General features: G+C 66.8%; 21 protein-coding genes and 2 pseudogenes. 17 read left to right on the top strand and 6 right to left on the bottom strand.

Annotated features, from left to right (window positions below; genetic code table 11):
- Positions 1-14: 14 nt before the first annotated feature.
- Positions 15-542 carry an NAD(P)H-dependent oxidoreductase gene (locus ACQY4K_RS01535; protein ID WP_428392828.1) on the bottom strand — a complete coding sequence of 176 codons (528 nt, stop codon included), beginning with the start codon at positions 540-542 and terminating at the stop codon, positions 15-17.
- A gap of 86 nt (positions 543-628) precedes the next feature.
- On the opposite strand from ACQY4K_RS01535, the gene ACQY4K_RS01530 reads away from it, so the two are divergent.
- From ACQY4K_RS01530 to ACQY4K_RS01520, 3 genes and pseudogenes are all read left to right on the top strand, one after another.
- Complete coding sequence (locus ACQY4K_RS01530; protein ID WP_428392826.1) at positions 629-1,558, top strand: LysR substrate-binding domain-containing protein; 930 nt, start codon at positions 629-631, stop codon at positions 1,556-1,558.
- Positions 1,559-1,609: 51 nt separating this feature from the next.
- Positions 1,610-1,828: pseudogene (locus ACQY4K_RS01525) on the top strand (SDR family oxidoreductase); the annotation flags it as partial.
- Positions 1,829-1,874: 46 nt separating this feature from the next.
- Complete coding sequence (locus ACQY4K_RS01520; protein WP_428392824.1) at positions 1,875-2,036, top strand: hypothetical protein; 162 nt, start codon at positions 1,875-1,877, stop codon at positions 2,034-2,036.
- A 24-nt stretch (positions 2,037-2,060) separates the two neighbouring features.
- Here ACQY4K_RS01520 and ACQY4K_RS01515 read toward each other — a convergent pair whose 3' ends face one another.
- Positions 2,061-2,345, bottom strand: a complete 285-nt coding sequence (locus ACQY4K_RS01515; protein WP_428392822.1) for a helix-turn-helix domain-containing protein — start codon at positions 2,343-2,345, stop codon at positions 2,061-2,063.
- 549 nt (positions 2,346-2,894) lie between these two features.
- Between ACQY4K_RS01515 and ACQY4K_RS01510 the strand changes: the two genes are divergently transcribed.
- The 8 genes from ACQY4K_RS01510 to ACQY4K_RS01475 all read left to right on the top strand — a co-directional run bounded on the left by ACQY4K_RS01510 (position 2,895) and on the right by ACQY4K_RS01475 (position 12,925).
- Entirely contained in the window at positions 2,895-5,849 is a 2,955-nt protein-coding gene (locus tag ACQY4K_RS01510; RefSeq protein WP_428392820.1) for an RtcB family protein, read from the top strand.
- Between the two features lie 90 nt (positions 5,850-5,939).
- Entirely contained in the window at positions 5,940-7,118 is a 1,179-nt protein-coding gene (locus ACQY4K_RS01505; RefSeq protein WP_428392818.1) for an ATP-binding protein, read from the top strand.
- 29 nt (positions 7,119-7,147) lie between these two features.
- Positions 7,148-7,966: a tetratricopeptide repeat protein gene (locus tag ACQY4K_RS01500; protein ID WP_428392816.1), complete on the top strand. Its 819-nt coding sequence runs from the start codon at positions 7,148-7,150 to the stop codon at positions 7,964-7,966.
- Positions 7,967-8,152: 186 nt separating this feature from the next.
- Positions 8,153-8,917: an SDR family oxidoreductase gene (locus tag ACQY4K_RS01495; RefSeq protein WP_428392814.1), complete on the top strand. Its 765-nt coding sequence runs from the start codon at positions 8,153-8,155 to the stop codon at positions 8,915-8,917.
- A gap of 38 nt (positions 8,918-8,955) precedes the next feature.
- Positions 8,956-11,073 carry a S46 family peptidase gene (locus ACQY4K_RS01490; protein WP_428392812.1) on the top strand — a complete coding sequence of 706 codons (2,118 nt, stop codon included), beginning with the start codon at positions 8,956-8,958 and terminating at the stop codon, positions 11,071-11,073.
- Positions 11,060-11,800, top strand: a complete 741-nt coding sequence (locus ACQY4K_RS01485) for a TetR/AcrR family transcriptional regulator (RefSeq protein ID WP_428392811.1) — start codon at positions 11,060-11,062, stop codon at positions 11,798-11,800. The genes ACQY4K_RS01490 and ACQY4K_RS01485 overlap by 14 nt, the downstream gene beginning before the upstream one ends.
- 147 nt (positions 11,801-11,947) lie before the next feature.
- Positions 11,948-12,679, top strand: a complete 732-nt coding sequence (locus ACQY4K_RS01480) for a DUF3313 family protein (RefSeq protein ID WP_428392809.1) — start codon at positions 11,948-11,950, stop codon at positions 12,677-12,679.
- 27 nt (positions 12,680-12,706) lie between these two features.
- Positions 12,707-12,925, top strand: a complete 219-nt coding sequence (locus ACQY4K_RS01475; RefSeq protein ID WP_428392807.1) for a hypothetical protein — start codon at positions 12,707-12,709, stop codon at positions 12,923-12,925.
- Positions 12,926-13,012: 87 nt separating this feature from the next.
- Here the strand turns inward: ACQY4K_RS01475 and ACQY4K_RS01470 are convergent, their stop codons facing one another.
- Both ACQY4K_RS01470 and ACQY4K_RS01465 read right to left on the bottom strand, forming a co-directional pair.
- Positions 13,013-13,498, bottom strand: a complete 486-nt coding sequence (locus ACQY4K_RS01470) for a LysE family translocator (protein ID WP_428392805.1) — start codon at positions 13,496-13,498, stop codon at positions 13,013-13,015.
- Between the two features lie 23 nt (positions 13,499-13,521).
- Positions 13,522-14,316 (bottom strand): hypothetical protein, encoded by a 795-nt coding sequence (locus tag ACQY4K_RS01465; RefSeq protein ID WP_428392804.1) that lies wholly within the window; start codon positions 14,314-14,316, stop codon positions 13,522-13,524.
- Between the two features lie 120 nt (positions 14,317-14,436).
- Here ACQY4K_RS01465 and ACQY4K_RS01460 point away from each other — a divergent pair, with 120 nt between their 5' ends.
- The 4 genes from ACQY4K_RS01460 to ACQY4K_RS01445 are packed head-to-tail and all read left to right on the top strand — an operon-like array spanning position 14,437 to position 17,607.
- The gene (locus ACQY4K_RS01460) at positions 14,437-15,165 is read left to right on the top strand and encodes a FadR/GntR family transcriptional regulator (RefSeq protein ID WP_428392802.1); all 729 of its coding nucleotides are present in this window, start codon (positions 14,437-14,439) and stop codon (positions 15,163-15,165) included.
- Between the two features lie 3 nt (positions 15,166-15,168).
- Positions 15,169-16,095 (top strand): 2-dehydro-3-deoxygalactonokinase, encoded by a 927-nt coding sequence (locus ACQY4K_RS01455; RefSeq protein WP_428392800.1) that lies wholly within the window; start codon positions 15,169-15,171, stop codon positions 16,093-16,095.
- Between the two features lies 1 nt (position 16,096).
- Positions 16,097-16,723, top strand: a complete 627-nt coding sequence (locus ACQY4K_RS01450) for a 2-dehydro-3-deoxy-6-phosphogalactonate aldolase (protein WP_428392798.1) — start codon at positions 16,097-16,099, stop codon at positions 16,721-16,723.
- 11 nt (positions 16,724-16,734) lie between these two features.
- Positions 16,735-17,607 (top strand): SMP-30/gluconolactonase/LRE family protein, encoded by an 873-nt coding sequence (locus ACQY4K_RS01445; RefSeq protein WP_428392797.1) that lies wholly within the window; start codon positions 16,735-16,737, stop codon positions 17,605-17,607.
- A gap of 9 nt (positions 17,608-17,616) precedes the next feature.
- On the opposite strand, the gene ACQY4K_RS01440 is transcribed toward ACQY4K_RS01445, so the two are convergent.
- Positions 17,617-17,799, bottom strand: a complete 183-nt coding sequence (locus tag ACQY4K_RS01440) for a hypothetical protein (protein WP_428392795.1) — start codon at positions 17,797-17,799, stop codon at positions 17,617-17,619.
- Positions 17,800-17,838: 39 nt separating this feature from the next.
- On the opposite strand from ACQY4K_RS01440, the gene ACQY4K_RS01435 reads away from it, so the two are divergent.
- Positions 17,839-18,246: a WHG domain-containing protein gene (locus tag ACQY4K_RS01435; protein WP_428392793.1), complete on the top strand. Its 408-nt coding sequence runs from the start codon at positions 17,839-17,841 to the stop codon at positions 18,244-18,246.
- Positions 18,247-18,263: 17 nt separating this feature from the next.
- Here the strand turns inward: ACQY4K_RS01435 and ACQY4K_RS01430 are convergent, their stop codons facing one another.
- On the bottom strand, positions 18,264-20,363 hold the full coding sequence (locus tag ACQY4K_RS01430; RefSeq protein WP_428392791.1) for a putative bifunctional diguanylate cyclase/phosphodiesterase: 2,100 nt from the start codon (positions 20,361-20,363) through the stop codon (positions 18,264-18,266).
- A 279-nt stretch (positions 20,364-20,642) separates the two neighbouring features.
- Here ACQY4K_RS01430 and ACQY4K_RS01425 point away from each other — a divergent pair.
- Positions 20,643-20,786 (top strand): annotated as a pseudogene (locus tag ACQY4K_RS01425) (IS630 family transposase); the annotation flags it as partial.
- Positions 20,787-20,898 lie beyond the last annotated feature (112 nt).

Below are 20,898 nucleotides of genomic sequence, written 5' to 3'. Positions count from 1 at the left end.
ATCGCTTCGATGGCTCAACCCAGCATCGGTGCCGCAAGTACGACGGATTGGTAGGCCGCGCCCGCCCGTGACAGGGCCGCGTCATCGAGATTGCGTACGTCGTGCACGGCAAACGGCGCCTGCCACAGCCAGCTACATTTGCGCGCGGTCGCCTTGAGTGGTGCAAACAGCTCGTCGATCCTCATGCCACCTTGCTGGTAGCTCGCCGGCGGACCGCCCGTTGTTGTCGCCGCGAGGACCGGCAGACCCGCCGTCGAGGCGGCAACGTCCGGCTCCAGATAGAAGAGCGGCGTCAGCACCGCATCCTGCCAATACTTGAGCAGCGGCGGAGTCGCATACCATTGGAGCGGGAACTGCAGCACCAATCGGCCGGCGCGCAGCAGCCGCGCACGCTCGACCGCGGCGTCGATCTTGCCATCGGGATAGAGCGCATAAAGCTCGGCCACTTCGAGTTCGGGCACGTCAGTCAGCCCGGCGAGCAGGGCGCGGTTGGCACGGGAGGCGGCGAAATCCGGGTGGGCGAGCAGCAATACGGTGGTCAAATGCGCGGGCCTCCCTGAGCGCTTGCAGATGCCGGGTCGCCGCACATTGGTCAAAATGATGTTTGTTATGCTACTTCATTCACGTGATGAAGCTACGCGGTATTGATCTCAATCTGCTCGTGACCGTGGACATGCTGCTGGATGAGGCCCATGTGGGACGAGCCGCCGAGCGGCTTGGACTGTCCCAACCGGCCGCCTCGAATGCGCTCGCTCGTGCGCGAGCGCTGTTCGGCGATCCGCTGCTGGTGAGAGCGCCGAACGGGCTTCGCCGAACACCGCGCGCTGATGCGATGCGCGAGCCTCTGCGAGCCGCGCTCGCCGAGCTGGCCAGGATCGTCACGGCCGGCCCTCCGGACCTTGAAAGCCTTCGTGGGGCGGTCAGGCTTGTCGCATCCGACGTTCCAGCCGCGGCACTCGGTGCCGCGTTGACCGCGGAGTTGGCCAAGCGGGCGCCGGGTATCGACCTGATCTTTCACCCTTGGCATGCCGGTGATGAAGTCCGGCGACTAGAACGCGGCGAGGTGGACCTCGTCATTACCGTGGCGTCCGCCTCATATGCACCGCTGTGGACCGAACGTCTGGGCACATACCCCTACGCCATCATCATGCGACGCGACCACCCAGCGGCAGCGGTTGAGACGTTCGACCTCGATTGCTGGTTGGCATTTCCCCATATCGTCGTCTCCGGGCGCGGGGACCAGCAAGGCTCGGTCGACGAGGCGCTCGCCCGGATTGGGCGCCAGCGGCGCGTCGCTGCCGTTGCGCCCACCTTTCTGCACGCGTTGGAGTTGCTGTGCGACACGGATTTGCTGGCCGCATTCCCGACAGGCGTCATGGAAAGCAACGTCGCCGCTTGGCTGACTTGCCGTCCCGTGCCCCTCACCCTGGCGCCGGTGTCGCTGCACCTCGTCCGGCATCATCGCACCGACTTGGACCCGGCAGTCACGCTTGTCGCCGAGCTGGTGCGCGCGATCGCACCACAGCTGCGTGGCAAGGAAGCGAGGGTGCTGGCGTGACCGCCTTGATGCACATCGGGGCCGGACTCTGCAACGGAGGAGTTCGGTCCCTTGAAACGTAACGGACTGACGCTGACCGGCCGAACCATCCTGATCACCGGCAGCGGCATCGGGCTCGCCCTGGCCACACAGCTTGCGCGCCGCGGCAACACGCTGATCCTGACCGGCCGCGATGCCGCCAGGCTGGACGCGGCGCGTCGGGCGCTGCCGGCGGTGCATACGATGATCAGCGACGCGAGCGACCCCACCGCGATCGCCGACCTGCATGGCCGCGTGCTCGCGGCGTTTCCGGCACTTGATACGCTGGTCAACAACGATGGACGCGACCGTGCTCGCCACGCGTGCGATCGCCGCGATCGAGGCCGGCAGACTGGAGATCACGCCCGGCGCCGCCCGCCTGCTCCGCGCGATGGGCCGCGTGGCGCCGAACCTCATGCTCGGGCAACTGGTCAGGATGACGAAGGCACGAACCGACTGAACACCCCAGCAAAGGCGCGATCGGTCAGGGCTTCGTCGCGGCGACGGCAAGCCTGCGGCTGCACGAGGGCCGAGGACCCTCTCTTGTGGCCACGCGCACGCCGACACCGATCCCGTTCTCTTCGAGGAACTGGACGCCGCCAGCCTCCAGGGCGCGACGAATGGCAGCCAGGGTGTTGTCCCGCGGGTGCACGCTCTCGTTCTCGATCATATTCAGGGTGACCGCGGACAAGGCGGCGCGATGCGCCAAGGTTGCCTGGGTCCATTTCAACAGACCCCGAGCCGCACGGATCTGGGCGGTGCTGATCATGGCGCCATGCTCTACCTCAAACTTGAGAAAATATAAAGTCTGTCATTGACGAACGACAACAAACCTGGGCATATCCTGAGCAGACGGGCCTGACGCCGCTGGGTTATCGGACTACTCCCCCAGGGCGAAATGCCCATGCCTGTCGATTGATGGTTTCGGCGCGGGCCGAAAGCGAAGTGCGATATTACATAATGGCGTTCAATCAGACATTCACGATCGCGGGTTCGCGATAGCGCCCTCGCCGGCACATGGCGGCGCTCAGCTGCTTGGCCCGCACGGCTTAGTTTTGAGGGATGAGAGGAGACTGGTGTGGGACATGGTTTACGACCACGGCGTAGCGCGCCAGGTCGGTGCGACTTTGGCCAACCGGTCGTGTGTCGGCTGGGACAGCGCATCCAGGCATGAAGACGCTTAACATCATACCTCCGGCGGGCCGGAGGCCGAGGGTTATCCGGTAGGCAGGGGTTCAAATCCCCCAAGCGCCTGATCGGGCGCCGTAGCACCCCTCGCCGCAACACGCCCGCCGGACCTTCCGACAGGACGCGGGCCATGAAGAACTACCTGAACATCGTCTCGCGCGAGACAATCGCCACCACACCGCAGGCGCTGCCGCTGCCCGGCTCCGTGCCGAACTCGGCCGGTGGTCATGCTTTTGCCATCGATGACTGGGCGCGGCTCGATCGCTTCCTGATCCTCGGTGCCGAAGGCGGCAGCTACTACGTCGCCGAGCAGCCGCTCGTGCGTGACAATGCGCAGTCGGTCCTGCGCGCAATCGAGCAGGACGGTGCTCGTGCGGTCCAGCACATCGTGGCGATCAGCGAAGACGGGCGCGCGCCCAGGAATGGCCCGGCGCTGTTCGCCCTCGCTTTAGCCGCGTCCGCGCAGGATCTGGCGACGCGACGCGCGGCGCTGGCAGCACTCCCGCGCGTCGCGCGGACCGGCACCCATCTGTTCCAGTTCGCCGAGCTCGTCGAGGGGCTGCGCGGCTGGGGACGAGCGCTCCGCCGCGCCATCGCCGCCTGGTATCTCGAGCAGCCGGTCGAGCGGCTCGCCTACCAGCTGGTGAAATATCGCCAGCGCGACGGCTGGTCGCACCGCGACCTGCTCAGGCTCGCGCATCCGCAAACGACCGACATGGAGCGGGCCGCCTTGCTCGATTGGGTGTGCCACGGCCACGAGCAGGACGCCCTGCCGTCGCTGGTCCGCGCCGCCTTGGCGCTCTCTCGCGCGCGGAGTGCGGAGGAAGCCGCCAGCCTGATCCGGAGGCACGCGTTGCCGCGCGAGGCGGTGCCGACGGCGTGGCTGAACGACGCATCGGTCTGGCAGGCGCTGCTCGAGCGGATGCCGCTGGCGGCACTGGTCCGCTCGCTCGCCAAGCTGACCGCGGTCGGCGCGATTGCGCCGCTCGGCGATACGCTGCCGCTGGTGCTGTCCGCGCTTGGCGATGTCGAGCGCATCAGGCAGGCGCGGCTGCATCCGCTCGCCATCCTGGTAGCACTTCGCACCTATGCGCGCGGCGCCGGCGACCGCGGCGGCCTGCATTGGGAGCCTGTGCAATCCGTCGTCGATGCGCTCAACGCGGCGTTCTACACCGCCTTCAGGTCGATCGAGCCGACCGGCAAGCGTATTCTGATGGCGCTGGACGTCTCCGGATCGATGGCGGTCGGTCACGTTGCCGGCTCACTGCTCACGCCGCGTGAGGCGTCCGCGGCGATGGCCCTGACGACGGCCGCGGCAGAGGCGAACACGCACATCGTCGGCTTCACGGGAGGCCCGGAGATGACGCCGCTGCCTGTCGCCCTCGATGCGTCTCGACGACGCGGTGCGCGCGGTGACCGGGCTGCCGTTCGGCCGAACCGACTGCGCCCTGCCGATGCTGTATGCGCTGGAGCGCGGTCTCTCGGTCGACGCCTTCGTCATCTACACGGACAGCGAGACCTGGGCCGGGGCCATCCACCCGGTCCAGGCGCTACGGCACTATCGCGCGCGCACCGGCATCGCAGCCAAGCTCGTCGTGGTCGGCCTGATCTCGAACGGCTTCAGCATCGCCGATCCGAACGACGCCGGAATGCTCGATGTTGTCGGCTTCGATACCGCGGCCCCCGCGGTGATCGCCGACTTCATCCGAACCTCGCGAACGTAATTGATCCAGGAGGCCGGCCGATGCGTCGTCCCAGCGCCTACGAAGAACGTGCCCGCGCTTTGGCCATCGCCGCCGGGCTTGATCCGGACTGCCGTGTCGCCCGCCCCGGAGAGGAGCCCGGCGGCCGTGGGATGCCGGCCTGGTGCGGCTTTCGTGACGCCGCGCGCGCGGAACATTTGGCCGCGGAGGCGGCAGCGGCATTGCCGACGCAGGATGCAGCCTATCGGGATGCGCCGCTGCGGGTGTTCGGCACGCACGACGACGCGACGATCGCGCAGATGCGCAACTGCATGGGCGTGGGACGTGTGGTGGGCGGCGTCGTGTGCGCCGATGGCCATCTCGGCTATGCCCAGCCGGTCGGCGGCGTCATCGCCTATGAGCGTCAGATCAGCATCTCCGGTGTCGGCTTCGATATCGGCTGCGGCAACCTGGCGGTTCGGCTGGACACGTCGTTTGACGAGATTGCAGGCGGCGTCAGCGAAATCCTGGGCGACATCAGGCGGACCATTTCATTCGGGGTCGGCCGAAGCAACGCGGTCCGCGCGGAGCATTCTTTGTTCGACGACGAGGCGGCCTGGGCGGAGGCTGACATGAACGCCTATCGTCAGAAGGCCGCCAGCCAGCTCGGCACCGTGGGCTCCGGCAATCATTATGTCGATCTGCTGCGCGACGAGGCGGGCTTCGTTTGGATCGGTGTGCATTTCGGCAGTCGCGGCCTGGGCCACACCAGCGCCACCCGCTACCTCAAGGCGGCTGGCGGCCAGGACGGGATGAACGTGCCGCCGGCCGTGGTCGACGAGGACAGCGAGATCGGCCGGCGCTACATCGCCGCGATGCAGCTCGCCGGGCGCTACGCCTATGCGGGACGCGAGTGGGTGGTGGAGCGCGTGCGCCAGATCATCGGCGGCGCGGTCACCGACACTGTCCATAACCACCACAACTACGCGTGGCGGGAGACGCATGACGGACGCGACCTCTGGGTGGTGCGAAAGGGCGCAACACCGGCATGGCCGGGACAGCGCGGCTTCGTCGGCGGCTCGATGGGCGACGACGCGGTCATCATCGAGGGTGTCGAGAGCGAGGCCGCGCGCGCCTCGCTCTACTCGACGGTGCATGGCGCCGGACGGCTGTTCGGGCGGCAACAGGCCAAGCGCACCTTCAAGCGAGAGCAGATGGATGCATGGCTGAAGCAACGCGGCGTGCAGCTCGCGGGCGGCGACCTGGATGAGAGCCCGATGGCCTACCGGCGCCTGCCGGAGGTGCTGGCGCAGCACGACGGAACGATCCGTGTGCTGCATACGCTGCGGCCGTTTGCCGTCGCCATGGCCGGTGAAGGAGAGTTCGACCCGTTCAAGGATTGAGGCTGCCGGCGTGCTGCCGGCGGACAGCAATCAGACACGGTCGTGCTGCTCGGTAACACGTCGTTAGCGTTTGTTTGGCAGGGTAGAACGATGAGTTCCGGGTCTGACATCGCGGATTTGGTTGACGCCTGCCGCGCCCGGCCGACCTCCGCGCCGCTGCTCCGTGCGCTCTTGGCGGAAGTGGCTCGCGCGACGGACGCATCACCCGCCGCCGAACTGCTTCGCGATCTGGCCGCGGACGCGTTCGACGACCCCGCCTTGCGTCGCGCGGTCTCCGCATTCCTGTTCCGGGCTGGCGAGGAGAGTGCCGCACGCCGCTGGGCACGCAGGGGGGAGCCCTCCTCCAGCGACAGCGGCTCCGTGATCGACCTGGGCACCCGGCAGGCCGCGACACCGGCCAAGGCCGAGCAAGCCCTGCGTTTTACCGATGTCGGCGGCCTGGACGAAGCGAAACGACAAATCCATCGGCGCGTTCTCGCACCGTTGCAACGCCCGCGCCTGTTTCGCACGTTCCGCCGGCGCACAGGTGGCGGCGTGCTGCTCTATGGGCCGCCCGGCTGTGGCAAGACCTTGCTGGCCCGGGCGACCGCCGGAGAGGCCGGGGCAAACTTCATCTCCGTTAAGATCGCCGATATCCTGGATGCCCATATCGGCGTTTCGGAGAAGCGACTGGTGGCGGCGTTCGCGGAGGCGCGCAGTCGCCGTCCCACCGTCCTGTTCTTCGATGAGTTGGAAGCGCTCGCCTCCCGCCGGCATCATGAAGGACGCGACCACAAGTCGCTGCTCGTCTCCACCTTCCTGAGCACCTTCGACGGGCTGCAGGGGGAGGACAACGGCATCCTGGTGCTGGCGGCAACCAATGTGCCTTGGGCCGTGGACAGCGCCTTCCGGCGACCGGGCCGCTTCGACCGCACCATCTTCGTCGCACCCCCCGACCGGGACGCCCGTTCGACCATCCTGCAGCGCCTGCTGACCGGACGGCCGATCGCCAAGGATATCGACCTCACCCGGCTGACGCAGGCCACGTCGGGCTTTTCCGGTGCGGACCTGGAGCATCTTGTCGAAACCGCGATCGACCTGGCGATCGAGGATGATCTGGCGGGACGTGAAGCAACAAAGCTGACCCGGCGCCATTTCGATGATGCGCTGGACGAGGTGAAGCCGACGACGCTGGAGTGGCTGGCGACCGCGCGGAACTACGCCAAATACGCGAACGAGGCCGGGCTCTATGACGACGTCCTGGCCTTCCTCGACCGGCACGGCCGGTGAGGAGCCGGGTCGGCGTTCCTGCATCGACGATGGCGGAACCACAGGACGCCGAGAGCCACGCCCGGCGCGCCTGCGACTTGCTCGCCGCCAACAAACCTCGGGAAGCTCTTACTGCTGCGCAGGAGGCCCTGGCCCTGGATCCGCTTTCGCTGCTGGCGCTGGCGGGCCGCTGCCTTGCTCTGCTTCAGCTTGGCAAAACCAAGTCGACCTTGCAGGCGGCGGAAGATGCCATACGCGCGTTCCCGACTGATCCCACAGGTCATTTTGTAAAGGCTGTCGTCTGGGCACGGCTCCGCTCGTGGCACAAGGCCGATCCTGGATTCCGGCGCGCGCTCGAACTCGCACCTGATCATCTCCCCTTCTTGACCTCATACGGGGGCATGCTCCTGCGGCGCGGCGATCTCGCACAAGCCGAGGAAGTCCTGGAGCGCTGCATCGCTCTCCGCCAGGACGATCCCGGAACCATTTTGCTGCGGGGGGAAATCGCTTGGCAGATGGGTCGCCGGGAGGAGGCAAGAGACTGCGCGCGATGGGCACTTTCCCTCGATGCCAAGGATGCCGGCGCAATCTCGCTTCTTACGAGGTCACACCTGCGCGTCTTCAGGGTAATCGACAAATGGATACCTGCGTACTGGACGTCGCGACGACGCCTCATACTGCCCATAATCGTCTTGGAAGTATCCCTGACCATCGGGTCTGGCCTCTTTCACATCGAGAGGGACCTGGTCCGGATGGCTTGTTGGACTCTAAGCGGAGGAGTCGCACTCCTTTGCGTGTCGACGAACGTCTATGTCCGGACCCGCGTCCGCCGGGAGATGCGCGACGTGAAGTTGAGAAAGGAATTCTGAGCGGCTGCGCAAGCCGTGACCGTTCTCTCTTCAAGGCCTTGCTCGCGGAGCAATACCAGCCGGAAGCCAGGGTTGCGCTCGCGACCTGAGAGTCGAGATCACCGGCCTCGTCGCCCTGGTGCGCGAACGGGCGCGGGCCGAAGATGGCTGGCTTCTGGCGGAAGCCGCTATGGAGGACGCAAATCCATGAAACGAAATGGCGTTAAGCTCACCGGGCGAACCATCCTGATCACCGGCGGCAGCAGCGGCATCGGTCTCGCTTTGGCAACGCAGCTCGCGCGCCGCGGCAACACGCTGATCCTGACCGGCCGCGACGGCGCCAAGCTTGACGCGGCGCGTCGGGCGCTGCCGTCCGTGCATACCATGGTCAGCGACGTGAGCGACCCGGCGGCGATCGCCGACCTGCATGGCCGCGCCATCGCGGCGTTTCCGGCACTCGATACGCTGGTCAACAATGCCGGCATCATGCGCAGCCTGGCACTCGATGCGCCCCGCGACCTGCTCGACCTCACGCGCGAGATCGACTGCAATCTGAGCGGCCCGTTGCGGATGGTCCAGCAGTTCCTGCCGCAGCTCGCGAGCCGCCCGGAGGCGCTGATCGTCAATGTCAGCTCCGGCCTCGCCTTCGTGCCGCTGCCGTCAACCCCGATCTATTGCGCCACCAAGGCGGCGCTGCACGCCTACACCCTGTCATTGCGCGCGCAGCTCGCGGGCAGCAGGGTCCGCGTCGTCGAACTCGCACCCCCTGCCGTCGACACGCCGCTGCTACAGGGCGCCTTCGCCAGCGGGGCGATGGATGCAACGGTGCTGGCCACGCGCGCGATCGCCGCGATCGAGGCAGGCAGTCTGGAGATCGCGCCCGGCGCCGCCCGCCTGCTGCGGATCATGGGCCGCGCGGCGCCGGATTTCATGCTCGCGCAACTGGTCAGGATGACGAAGGCACAAACCTAGGCTACTGAGCCGGATCACCGCCACAAGGATCCCGCGCGATGCCGTTCCCGCCTCTAATCCGCTTACTGGGCGCGGCCGCCTTGGCCACCACAATGCTCTCGCTCCCCGTCCTGCTGTCGCCTGGGGCGCGCGCCGACGAGGGCATGTGGACGATGGACAACCTGCCGCTCAAGCAGATGAAGCAGCGTTACGGCTTCACCCCGTCGGCGGACTGGATCCAGCGCGTGACCCAGGCCTCGGCACGACTGACGCTGGGCTGCTCGGCGTCGTTCGTCTCCGGCGACGGCCTGGTGATGACCAACCACCATTGCGCCAACGAATGCCTGTCGCAGCTCTCCACCTCCGGCCACGACTACATGGAGAATGGCTTCATGTCGGCCGGGCAGAGCAAGGAGCCGCGCTGCCCGGCGATGGAGCTCGACCGTCTCGACAAGATCACCGACATCACCAAGCCGATGAATGCGGCCCTCGCCGGCAAGCAGGGTGCGGCCTACATCACGGCGGAGCACGCAGCCGAGAGCCGCATGGAGACGCAATGCGTCGCTGGGGATGCCACCAAATGGCGCTGCGATGTGGTCAGCCTGTATCATGGCGGGCGCACCGCCTTGTATCGCTACCGGCGCTACCAGGACATGCGCCTGGTGTTCGCGCCGCAACAGGAAATCGCCTTCTTCGGCGGCGATCCGGACAATTTCAACTTTCCCCGCTACGACCTCGACGTGACGTTCCTGCGCGCCTACGACCACGGCAAGCCCGCGCATACTCAGTATTTTCCGTTTGATCCGAACGGCCCCAAGCCGGGCGAGCTGGTGTTCACGTCCGGCAATCCCGGCTCGACCGACCGGGAGGCGACGGTCGGCGAACTGGCGCAGCTGCGCGACCAGACGCTGCCTGCGATACGCGTGTATTATGCCGATTTGGACGGCGTGCTCTGGGAGTATAGCCGGATCGGCGCCATGCAGAAGCAGGATGCCGCGGACCAGCTGTTCGGCGTCGAGAACACCGTCAAGGCCTTGTCCGGCTGGCAGCTGACGCTCGCCGATCCGGCGGTAATAGTGGCCAAGCGCAAACAGGAGGACCATTTGCGCGCCTGGATCCATGCAAGCAAATCGCGTCGTGCGACGTTCGGCGACCCCTGGGCAAAGCTGGCACCGGCCCTCGATGCGGCACACCGGCTGTGGCTGCGTCACGCGATGATCGAGGGCGGCGCGCGCGGCAATCCGCTCGGGCTGCAGGGCGATCTGTTCGCCTACGCCAAGACGCTGGTGCGCGGAGCGGCGGAGCGCGCCAAGCCCGACGCGCAGCGCCTGCCCGCCTTCCAGGACGCCAAGCTGCCGGCCCTCGAAGCGGAGCTGAACTCGCCTGCGCCGATCCATCCCGACCTGGAGGAGACGCTGCTCGCCTACTCCCTGGGCAAGCTGCGCCAGGCGCTCGGCGTCGATGATGACGCGGTCCAGGCGATCCTGGGCAAGCGCTCGCCGCAGGAACTCGCCCAGCATTTGGTCAGCTTCACCCATCTGGGCGATCCCAAGGTGCGCATGGCGCTCTGGCGCGGCGGTGCCGCTGCCATCGCCGCCTCCAAGGACCCGATGATCGCACTTGCGCGCACCGTCGAGCCGTTCGCCCGCACCCTGCACGACGAATGGGATAATCAGGTGGTCGCCCCCGAGCGTCAGGCCAGCGAGACGCTTGCCCGCGCCCGCTTCGCCCGCCAGGGCACCAGCATCTACCCCGACGCCACCTTCACCCAGCGCGTCTCGTTCGGCACGGTCAAGGGCTGGGACGAGAACGGCAAGCAGATTGTCCCCTTCACCCATTTCGCCGGGCTGTACAAGCGGGCCACCGGCAGTGATCCGTTCCGGCTGCCGAGCGACTGGCTGGCCGCCAAGCCGAAGCTCGACCTCGCGACACCATTTGACTTCAGCACCACCAACGACATCATCGGCGGCAATTCCGGCAGCCCGGTGATCGATGCTCAGGGCCGCGCGGTGGGCCTGATCTTCGACGGCAACATCCATTCGCTCGGCGGCAACTTCGTCTATGACGCCAAGCTCAACCGCGCCGTCGCGGTCGATACCGCGGCCCTGCTGGCCGCATTGCGCGTCGTCTATGGCAACCAGATGCTGGCCGATGAACTCACCAATGGCCATCTCTGAGACCGGCGGCCCCGCGCCCAAGGGCTCGACACAGGCGCCCGCCAAGCCGCGACGCTCCTATGTGATCTCGCTGGACAACCGCAAGGCGCGCGGCTCCGGCCATGAGCGCCCGCAGGAGATCCTCGCCGCCGCCCGCGAGCTGTTCCTGGAGCACGGCGTCGAGCGCGTCTCGACCCGTCAGATCGCCAGCCGCGTCGGCATGTCGCAGACCGCGCTCTACGTCTACTTCAAGAGCAAGGAGGAGATGCTCGATGCCCTCGTCGATGCGGCGTTCGCCAAGCTTGGGGCGGCGTTCCGGCGACTGGGCAAGCCCGCCGATCCGGTGGCGATCCTGCGTCTGGCGATCGCGGGGTATATCCGCTTCGGATTGAACAATCCCGACGAGTACCGGATCGCCTTTCTGCTCAGGGACGGTCGCCGCGCCGCGGCTCAAGCCTCTGGAAAGCGCCAATATACCACCGGGATGCAGGTGTTCGGGATGCTGGAGGCGATGGTGTCGGAGTGCGCCGCCCTCGGCGCAATCCGGCCGGCGGGCGAGGATGCCAAGGGGACCGCGCAGGTGCTCTGGGCGGCAGTGCACGGACTGGTTGCCCTGATGCTCGCCTATCCGGATTTCGGCTGGGAGGCGACCGACCGGCTGATCGCGCTGCACACCGACATGCTTCTCGACGGTCTCCTCCAGCCCGGACCCCTGGCATCTTGCCAGCCTACCTCGCGCGGCAGCTGATATAACAAAGCTGGCGGATTGATCACCCGGGGCTTGACGTGCCCGGATCACGGCTCTAAATCGGCGATAAGTGTTCAGTGAACAGATATCATGGAACACTGTGACAGCCGAAACGGATCAGCCACGCGGCACAACCCTGGAGTTACCATGCACAGAGCAATCATCCCCTTCTTTTGCGGACTTCCACGCGTCGTCGCGGCCACCAGCGTGCTGGCGGTCGCCGCCTGTGGCGGGCAGGGCCTGACCCAAACCGGGTTCCTGACCAGCTACAGCCAGATGCATCCGCAGAAGGGCCACGCCTACGATTCCATCTATGTCCGGCCAGGCTTTTCCGACGCCGCCTACACCGCGGTCATCGTCGAGCCGGTTGCCTGGGTGCCCGCCAGAAAGGCGCCCGCGCGCACGCCGCGCACGATCGCCAGGCTCGAGACCGTGTTCCACGACCACCTCGTCAAGAGCCTTTCGCGGCACTTTACAATCCTCCCCGATCCGGGGCCCGGAGGCGATCCCGGTCCCGGGGTACTGCGTGTGCGCGGCGCGATCACCAATACCCGTCGTGCGCTCTGGTGGGTGAACGTGCCGGCGCAGGCCGGCCAGCTCGCACTCGGCGCCGTGCCCCTGCTGCGTCCGTCCGACGGCGGCGCCAGCGAGGAGATCGAGGTGCGGGACGCGCACACGAACCAGCCCGTCATCCGCATCGCCACCTATAATAACGGGCAGCCCTGGAACATCATCGGCTCCTATGAGGCGTTCGGCCACGCGCGCCGCTCCTTCTCGCTCGCCTCGGATCTGCTCGACCACGAAATCCGCGCCGGAGCCACGGCCAAGGTCGCCCAGGCCGGACACACGGGCCAGGGCACTGCCACGCCTTCGCTGTGAACCGTCGCTGCTTCAGGGGTCTCCGCCATGACGTCCCGTCACCTGCAAATCCTGATGATCATTCTCGGTATCCTGCTCGCCGCGGAGGCCGTGCTTCCGTGGACGCTGATCGGGATTACGCGCCTGTTCGCGTTCACGATACCGCCGGAGTCCGTCTGGCTGATCTTCAGCATGCCGATCCTGCTGACGGTGCTGGCATCCGTGCGCACGCTGGTCTTCGTCTCTCGCCCGCAGGCTCGCGGGTGACAGGTACCACGCCCACTAAGCGCCCCATCAGCCGCCGCTGTTCGCAATGACTTACGCATTCCGGCTCTGATGCTGCCGACCTGGCATTCAGCGGCAGAAGGCTGACCTGAGGAGCCCCAGTCCGGCCACTGCGAACAATCCCGCCAGGATGCCGTCGATCCATCGACGCAGACGCATATATGCTGCCATGACGCCCGTGAGCGAGAAGGCCACGGCGTAGCCTGTGTAGTTCAAGACACCAAGAGCCATGCAACCGAGCGTCGCCGCAACGACCTGCATATGACCGTCCCCTGTGCCCAGTCCCATTGAGAGCGCGGCCATCCACGCGATGACGGCTTTGGGGTTGGACAAATTCAGCAGCAGCCCACGCTTGAACCACACGCCTTGCTCGACGACCTGCGGTGTCTGTCTCACCGGTTTCAGAGCCGAACGTCCGCACTTGTATGCCATCCACAACAGGGCGGCACCGCCGAGGATTTTCAGGCCTGCAAGAAGATGAGCCGAGGCCTGCAGCAGTATATCTATACTCTCGATCTCGGTATGCGGATGCCGCCCGACGCGAGGAAGCATCATCCGCTGTTTGCGAGCGCCTACACCTACAGGACTTCGATGGTCACCTGTGCCGACGGCACCGCGTCCAGGCGGCAGCGGAGCGGATAACGGAACGGCGTTGCCGCCACCTCGACGACGGCACCTTCCGGGGCCGGCAACGCGCGCGCCGCCCGAAGCCCTCCGAACAGACGCACATGCACGTCGCCCGGGCGGCGGAACTGCTCATGGCGGAAATGGTGGTCCGCCTGCGTAAATGGTGTCGACTCGTCGGGCAGCGCACCGGTCAGCAGTTCACCGCCCAGCGCCACCTGCCCCGGCGAGGTGCCTCCAGAGGCGCCGCGTCCGGCCAGCGCGAAGCCGACCCGGTAGGGATTGCCGTCTGCGCCGTTGACGTAGACCACGGCAAGCTCGGCGGTCAGCGAGGGGACCTCCGCGGGGTGGCGCGGCAGCGCGGCGCCGGGTCCACGCACGCCGAAGCCGCTGGCGATGAAGAACCATCCCGGCGGCGCGCTCCAGGGCGCTGGCTCGGCTTCGTCATCGTCGATTTCGGCAGCCTGCTCGTCCGGAGCCGCCCAGCTGACCAGCAGGTGCGCTGGATCGGGATGGTCGATTGGCGCCAGGATCCGGCCTTGCGCGAACATCGCTTCGAGATCGACGGGCTCACCGGAATCATGCTCGGCGACCGCGCTCGTCAACCCGACCCTGTCCTCGATGGTGCGCAGCACCAGTCCCAGCACCGTGTCGAAACCATCCAACCGCCAGGCGGGACCGCGGTTGCGGGTGAACGCCACGAAACGACGGCCATCCTGATTGCGCATCTGCAGCAGCCGGATCGACATGGTCGCGTCTCTTGTGCAGCCTGTGGGGGAGCCGCTCTATGTTGGCGCGCAGCTTTATGCTCATACAAATCACGATTTCCATGGCAGAGTGCATCAGCGGGTCGAGACGTGGGACAAGGGATGGTCGTCGCCAAGGCAGGTGTGCCGCGAAGCTCCGAACGGCTGCACACGGCGATCGCCCGTGACCTCGGCGTCGCCATCGCTGCCGGCGAAATCCAGCCGGGTGCCACTTTGTCCGGCGAGATCGCCTCAAGTGCCGAGCGCTCGGTCTCGCGCACGGCCTACCGCGAGGCGGTGCGCATCCTTGCCGCCAAGGGCATGGTCGAGAGCCGCACCCGCACCGGCACGCGGGTCAGCCCGCGCGCGCGCTGGCACATCCTCGATCCGGAGGTGCTCGGCTGGTTCCTGCAGACGCGTCCGAGCGAGGCGTTTGTGCGCGACCTGTTCGAGGTGCGGATGCTGGTTGAACCGCCGGCGGCGGCGATGGCGGCCGTGCGGCGCACGCCGGCGCAATTGCAGGCGATGGGCGAGGCGCTGGATGCGATGGACCGGCACAAGCTCTCCACCGAGCCTGGACGGGCCGCCGATCGCGCCTTTCACGACATGATCCTGGCGGCGACCCAGAACGAGGCGATCATGGCGCTGTCGAGCAGCGTCGGAGCGGCGATCCGCTGGACCACCCTGTTCAAGCATCGCGTGCAAAAGGCGCCGCGCGACCCGATGGCCGAACACCGGCGGGTGCTGGGGGCGATCGCCGCCGCCAACGAGGCCGCGGCCCATGCCTGCATGACCGAACTCGTGCGTTTCGCGCTGGCCGACATGCAGGCCTCGCTCGCGGCGGGTGCCTGAGCGATGCCCACACCTACCGCTATACCCACCAATCTCATCGCGCTCGACTGGGGCACCAGCAGCCTGCGCGCCTGGCGCCTGTCGCGCAGCGGCAGGGTGCTGGACGCACGCAGCAAGGCTTGGGGCATCATGCACCTCCCCGATGGCGGCTTTGCGGCGGCCTTCGCCACCATCACCGAGGGCTGGCGCGCACCGGGCACCGCCGCCCTCGCCTGCGGCATGGTCGGCAGCCGGCAGGGCTGGCACGAGGTCGCCTATCTGCCGACACCTGCGGGTTTGCCCGAGCTCGCGGGCGCGCTGCATGCGTTTCCCACCGCCGACGGCGGCACCCTGCATCTCGTGCCCGGCCTGCTGGACGGTGCGCCTGACGTGATGCGCGGCGAGGAGACCCAGGCGATCGGGGCCGCCCCCCTGCTCGGCGACGATGCGCTGCTGGTGATGCCGGGCACGCACAGCAAATGGTCGCGCCTGCAACATGGCCGGGTGGTCTCGTTCAGGACGATGATGACCGGCGAGCTGTTCGCGCTGCTGCGCCGCCACTCCATCCTGGGGCGTGATGACGGCACCGCCGACGCCGAAACACGCGACCTCGCCTTCACCCGCGGCGTGCAAGATGCCCAGGCGCAAGGCGGCTTCGCCCGCCTGTTCGCCACCCGCGCGCTGAGCCTGACCGGCGGTCTCGCACCCGGCTGTGCCGCGGACTACCTCTCCGGCCTGCTGATCGGTGAGGAGCTGCGCCTGGCCGCGGACGCGCGGTCGCCCGGCACCCGCGTCGCCTTGACCGGCGATCCGGCACTGTGCGACCGCTACGCCGGCGCCTTTGCCGCGCTCGACCTTACGGTCCCCGAGCGGCTCGGCGACACCGCCCTCGCTGGCCTGCGGCACATCGCCCACCATGCCGGTCTGCTCGATGCGCCCGATGGAGCCTGACATGAACCAAGCCTTGTCCAACCACATCCCCCTCACCGCGATCCTGCGCGGGCTGCCACCCGAGTCGGCCCTGGCGGTCGGCGAGGCGCTGGTCGAAGCCGGCATGACCATCCTGGAAGTGCCGCTGAATTCGCCTGCTCCGCTGGAGAGTATCGGGTCGCTGGCGCGCCGCTTCGGCGAACGCTGCCTGATCGGCGCCGGCACGGTGATGACGCCGGACCAGGTGCGCGCGATCCACGAGGTCGGCGGCCGATTAGTCGTCATGCCGCATGGCGACACGGACGTGATCGCCGCCGCCAAACAGCTGGGCATGGTCTGCATGCCGGGGATCGCCACGCCCACCGAGGGCTTCGCCGCCCTGCGCGCCGGTGCCGACGCGCTCAAGCTGTTCCCGGCCGAGCTGGTCGGGCCCACCGTGTTGCGGGCGATGCGCGCGGTGTTCCCGCCACAAACCCTGTTCATGCCGGTCGGCGGCATCACCCCGGACAACCTTGCCGAATTCGTGCGCGCCGGCGCCAGCGGCTTCGGGCTCGGCTCCGGCCTCTACACACCTGGCCGCGATCCCGCCGACATCGGCCGTCGTGCCCGCGCCTATGTGCAGGCCTGGCAGGCGGCGCAGCCGGCATGAAGACGGGCAGCATGAGGCCGGTCCGCTGCATCGATCCCGCTTTTGCCCTGCTCGGCGAGGCGCCATTCTGGGACGCAGCGACGCAGTCGCTATACTGGACCGACATCTTCGCCCGTCGCATCCACCGGATGCATCCCGAGACCGGCGAAAGCCGCGTCTGGCGCATGCCCGACCGCATCACCTGCGTGGTGCCACGCGCCCAGGGCAGCCTGCTCGTGGCCCTGTCGCGCGAAATCGCTCTGTTCGACCCCGACAGCGGCGCCCTCCAGACCGTCTTCGCGCTCGACCGGGCCGACCCGCGCACCCGCTTCAACGATTCCCGCACCGATGCCAACGGCCGGCTCTGGATCGGCACCATGAACGAGGTCGATGATGCCCCGTGCGGCATGCTGTTGCGCATCGACGCCGATCTCACCTGCACCTGCGTCGAGACAGACATCCGCATCTCCAATGGCATCAATTTCAGCCCTGCTGGCGACCTGTTCTATTTCGCCGACAGTCCGGAGCGGATCATACGCGCCTATGATTTCGACCTCGCCTCGGGGGAACTCGGCGCGCGTCGCGACCTGGTAACGCTGGACGCCGGCGACGCTGTCCCGGACGGCAGCGCGGTTGACAACGAGGGCTGCATCTGGAACGCACAATGGGACGGCGGCCGGATCGTGCGCTACGCCCCGGACGGAAGCGTGCGCGAGATCGTCGCGATGCCGGTCAGCCGGCCCACCTCCTGCGTCTTCGGCGGCCGCGACCTCGCCACCCTCTTCATCACCAGCTCCTGCATGGACCTCAGCCAGCCGCAGATGCGCGCGCAGTTCTTGGCCGGCGCGCTGTTCGCACTGGACGCCGGCGTCTCCGGTCCGGCCTGCACCCGCTTTGCCGGTTGAACGAGCGCCCTACACCGCTCGCGCGCGCAGGATTTCCCCCGGCGTCTGCCCGCGCCGCAGCGCCAGCGTGAGGCGGGTGGCGAGCAACGTGATCAGCGGCGTGCCGATCAAGGTCGGGCCGATGAAGGCGACCGGGCGCGGCAGCGCGGTGAGGGTCACGACCGCAAAGCTCGCAGGGTCGGGGTCTCGCACGCGCCACCCGCTCATCATTTCGGCGACCTGACCGGGTTGTTGAGCGAACTTGCAGCTCTGGGGTACGTGCGGTTCCGTGCCGCCCTGCTTGCGGGGATGGACGCTGCTGGTCAGGCACCAGCCGATCGTTTGCACGCCATGGGCGCGGGCTACGTGCGCTTCGCCAGGAACCATCCGGACCTGTTCCTGCTGATGTTCCGCGGCGAGCGTCTCGACCGGGAGCGTCCAGCCCTGCGCGATGCCATGCAGGCCGCTTATGGCGCTCTCGCCGAGGCCGCCGCTGCCGCGGGGCAATCCTCCCCGCGCGCCGACGCAACGGCCGATGCCGCCGCGGCCTGGGCCATCGCGCACGGCCTTGCGATGCTTCTCATCGACGGTCGCCTGCGCGAGCTCACGCAGGACACTGACGCGCTCGTAGGCGAGGCACTCTCGCGCCTGATGCTGTAGCTGTGCTGCGTTGCCAATTACGAGCCGCTGCCCGACGATTTGGTCCTCGGCGATGTGGACGCGATCCAGGCGTAATCCCTGCGTATGATCGCCTCGGTTTGCTCGCGCGGGATTCCAAGCAGATAACCCTGCGCCTCGTCGCACCCCGCCCGACGCAGCAGCTCGAGCTGATGCTCGGTTTCCACACCTTCGGCAGTAATTGTGAGGTCCAGCGAGTGTCCGAGAGAGACGATCGCCGCCACGATCGCCGCCGCCGCTTTGTCCTCGCTCATGCCTTGCACGAACGAACGATCGATCTTGACCTTGTCAAACGGAAAGCGTCGCAGGTAGCTGAGGCTGGAGTAGCCAGTCCCGAAATCGTCCAGTGCGATCCTGAGCCCGAGCTCCCTGATGGCGCGGAGCTTGCGCAGAACGCTTTCGGTATCCTCGATCAGCAGGCTCTCGGTGACTTCCAGTTCGAGGCGTTCGGGCGCAAGGCCGGTCCGTTCCAGGGCGGCCGCTATGTGACCTGTAAGGCCCTCCCCGCGGAACTGGGCGGCTGACAGATTGACCGCGATGGCGCACGGTTCGAGCCATGATTGCGCCGCGGCGCACGCGCGGTTGAGTGCCCATATTCCGAGCCGGTCGACCCTGCCGGATGTCTCGGCCAAAGGGATGAACTCGGACGGTGAGACCGTGCCGCGCCGCGGATGATTCCAGCGTGCCAGCGCTTCAAAGCCCCGCAGCCTTCCATCGGCCAGTGAAAAGAACGGCTGGTAGTGCAGATGCAGCCCGCCGTTCTCGATCGCGTCATCGAGATCACCGATCAGCACCCGACGGGCCCGCGCGGCTTCATCCATGGCATTGTTGAAGCGGTAAGCGCGATTGCCGCCGTCCGCCTTCGCGCGCGCCAACGAGACTGTCGCGCGCCGTATGAGCTCATCGGCATTCGAGCCGTCACCTGGGCAGACGGCTACACCGACGCTGGCGCCGAGATGGAAGACATGCTCATCCACATGCAAGGGGCCTTCGACACTGCGCGTCAGGGTCTGGGCGACGCGTTCGAGCTCGCTCGCATTGGCACCATCCTGAAGAACGACAAATTCATCGCCGCCAACTCTCGCCAGGAGGGCCGTCTCTGGCAGCGACGACCGTAGCCGTTCAGCAATCTGCCGCAGCACCGCATCGCCGCCACTGTAGCCGATGCGGTCGTTGCACTCCTTGAAGCGATCCAGATCGATGTAGAAAACGCCGAGTTCCCGCCCGGACCGCGCGGCAGGCAGCTGCCGCTCCAGGGTCTCCTGGAGCAGGATGCGGTTGGCGGCCCCGGTCAGTGCGTCATGATGGGCAAGGAACAGGATGCGATCCTGTGCCTCCCTGGCCGCATGGATATCGGTCGAGGTGCCGAACCAATGCAGAAGCGCCGGTCGCTCGCCCGCGGCTTCGCGCAACGGCACGGCCCTGGTTTTGAACCAGAAATAGCCGCCATTGTGACGCCTCAGCCGGTGTTCGACCTCGAATTCCATGCCTTGGCTGGTGGCTGACGACCACACCCGCTCCGTCTCGTCACGGTCTTCTGGATGAACCATTTCGAGCCAGCCGTGACCAAGGCTGCCTGCCTGCGACTGTCCGGTGTAGGAAGTCCATTGCGGACTTGCCCAGTCCCAGTGGCCATCGATTCGCGAACGCCAGACAAGCTGCGGCACGCTCTCCGTAATGAGCCGGTGTTGAGCCTCGCTTGCCCTGATCGCCTCTTGCGCGTTCTTCTCTTGGGTGCGGTCGCGCACGACCTTGATGAATGAGCACGGGTATCCGTCCGCAAGCGATAATACCATTCCCGATGCCCAGAACCGGCTACCATCCTTGCGGAGCAACCAACGTGCGTCGTCACAGCACCCTCTCTCACGAGCATCCGAGAGTTCGAGCGCCGGCAGCCCGGCTTCGCGATCGCCTTGCAGAAAGAGCAGCGCGAAGGTCCGCCCGATCATTTCATCGGCCGACCAGCCAAAAACAGTACAAGCCGCATTGCTCCAGGCTGTTACAATCCCGTCCCCGTCGACCAGGACCACCGCGTACTGCGATGCTTTTTGCAGGCGGGTCAGGTCTAGTGGGGCAGCCGATCCGAACTTGCGAGGCATCTACCTACTCTGAATTTGGAAGAGACCGGGTAAAGGCTGCGGCGCTCTCGTGCAGCGCTGCACAACATCAGTATGTTATTGCTCTGAACCAAACGGAAGATTCACTTTTCGGCTGGATTGTGCAATTCGCTGTGTATGGCACAGACCGTTATTTGCGTCGTCAACTCGGCAGACCGCGCGCGTCTCGCGGTCCAGCGCCTCTGGCAGGCCCATCGCCTGCAGCCGCACCGGCTCGAAACTTTCAAGAAACCCAACGATCGGGCGTTCGCCGCCAAAGTGGTCTTCACCTCCGTCGCCGATCTCCAGAACGCCATCCGCAGCCACATCCGTGACCACAACCGCAACCCGAAGCCTTTCGTCTGGACCAAGCCAGCCGACACCATCCTCGCCAAGCTTAACCGTCTGCCTGTAGCTTCCGATTGAGTCAGAGCAAGAGAGCACTACTCCCGCGCCAATCGGCGCGGGAATCGATTGCCTTATGACTTCCTCGCCCATTCCGGCAAGTATGGGGTGCTGCCGGCGAGGAGCAAACTCG

The organism is Lichenicoccus sp. (genome assembly GCF_965276875.1).
Taxonomy (GTDB): domain Bacteria; phylum Pseudomonadota; class Alphaproteobacteria; order Acetobacterales; family Acetobacteraceae; genus Lichenicoccus.
Note: the sequence above shows the minus strand (reverse complement) of the source record. Positions and strands in the feature narration are given on the sequence as shown.

Bases quoted from the DNA above. Each gene is read 5' to 3' on its own strand.
- ACQY4K_RS01455 (WP_428392800.1), top strand. From the start codon at position 15,169: ATGCCCACACCTACCGCTATACCCACCAATCTCATCGCGCTCGACTGG.
- ACQY4K_RS01470 (WP_428392805.1), bottom strand. From the start codon at position 13,498: ATGATGCTTCCTCGCGTCGGGCGGCATCCGCATACCGAGATCGAGAGT.
- ACQY4K_RS01460 (WP_428392802.1), top strand. From the start codon at position 14,437: ATGGTCGTCGCCAAGGCAGGTGTGCCGCGAAGCTCCGAACGGCTGCAC.
- ACQY4K_RS01465 (WP_428392804.1), bottom strand. From the start codon at position 14,316: ATGTCGATCCGGCTGCTGCAGATGCGCAATCAGGATGGCCGTCGTTTC.
- ACQY4K_RS01515 (WP_428392822.1), bottom strand. From the start codon at position 2,345: ATGATCAGCACCGCCCAGATCCGTGCGGCTCGGGGTCTGTTGAAATGG.
- ACQY4K_RS01520 (WP_428392824.1), top strand. From the start codon at position 1,875: ATGGACGCGACCGTGCTCGCCACGCGTGCGATCGCCGCGATCGAGGCC.
- ACQY4K_RS01480 (WP_428392809.1), top strand. From the start codon at position 11,948: ATGCACAGAGCAATCATCCCCTTCTTTTGCGGACTTCCACGCGTCGTC.
- ACQY4K_RS01495 (WP_428392814.1), top strand. From the start codon at position 8,153: ATGAAACGAAATGGCGTTAAGCTCACCGGGCGAACCATCCTGATCACC.
- ACQY4K_RS01445 (WP_428392797.1), top strand. From the start codon at position 16,735: ATGAGGCCGGTCCGCTGCATCGATCCCGCTTTTGCCCTGCTCGGCGAG.
- ACQY4K_RS01490 (WP_428392812.1), top strand. From the start codon at position 8,956: ATGCCGTTCCCGCCTCTAATCCGCTTACTGGGCGCGGCCGCCTTGGCC.
- ACQY4K_RS01450 (WP_428392798.1), top strand. From the start codon at position 16,097: ATGAACCAAGCCTTGTCCAACCACATCCCCCTCACCGCGATCCTGCGC.
- ACQY4K_RS01505 (WP_428392818.1), top strand. From the start codon at position 5,940: ATGAGTTCCGGGTCTGACATCGCGGATTTGGTTGACGCCTGCCGCGCC.
- ACQY4K_RS01530 (WP_428392826.1), top strand. From the start codon at position 629: ATGAAGCTACGCGGTATTGATCTCAATCTGCTCGTGACCGTGGACATG.
- ACQY4K_RS01475 (WP_428392807.1), top strand. From the start codon at position 12,707: ATGACGTCCCGTCACCTGCAAATCCTGATGATCATTCTCGGTATCCTG.
- ACQY4K_RS01430 (WP_428392791.1), bottom strand. From the start codon at position 20,363: ATGCCTCGCAAGTTCGGATCGGCTGCCCCACTAGACCTGACCCGCCTG.
- ACQY4K_RS01510 (WP_428392820.1), top strand. From the start codon at position 2,895: ATGAAGAACTACCTGAACATCGTCTCGCGCGAGACAATCGCCACCACA.
- ACQY4K_RS01485 (WP_428392811.1), top strand. From the start codon at position 11,060: ATGGCCATCTCTGAGACCGGCGGCCCCGCGCCCAAGGGCTCGACACAG.
- ACQY4K_RS01500 (WP_428392816.1), top strand. From the start codon at position 7,148: ATGGCGGAACCACAGGACGCCGAGAGCCACGCCCGGCGCGCCTGCGAC.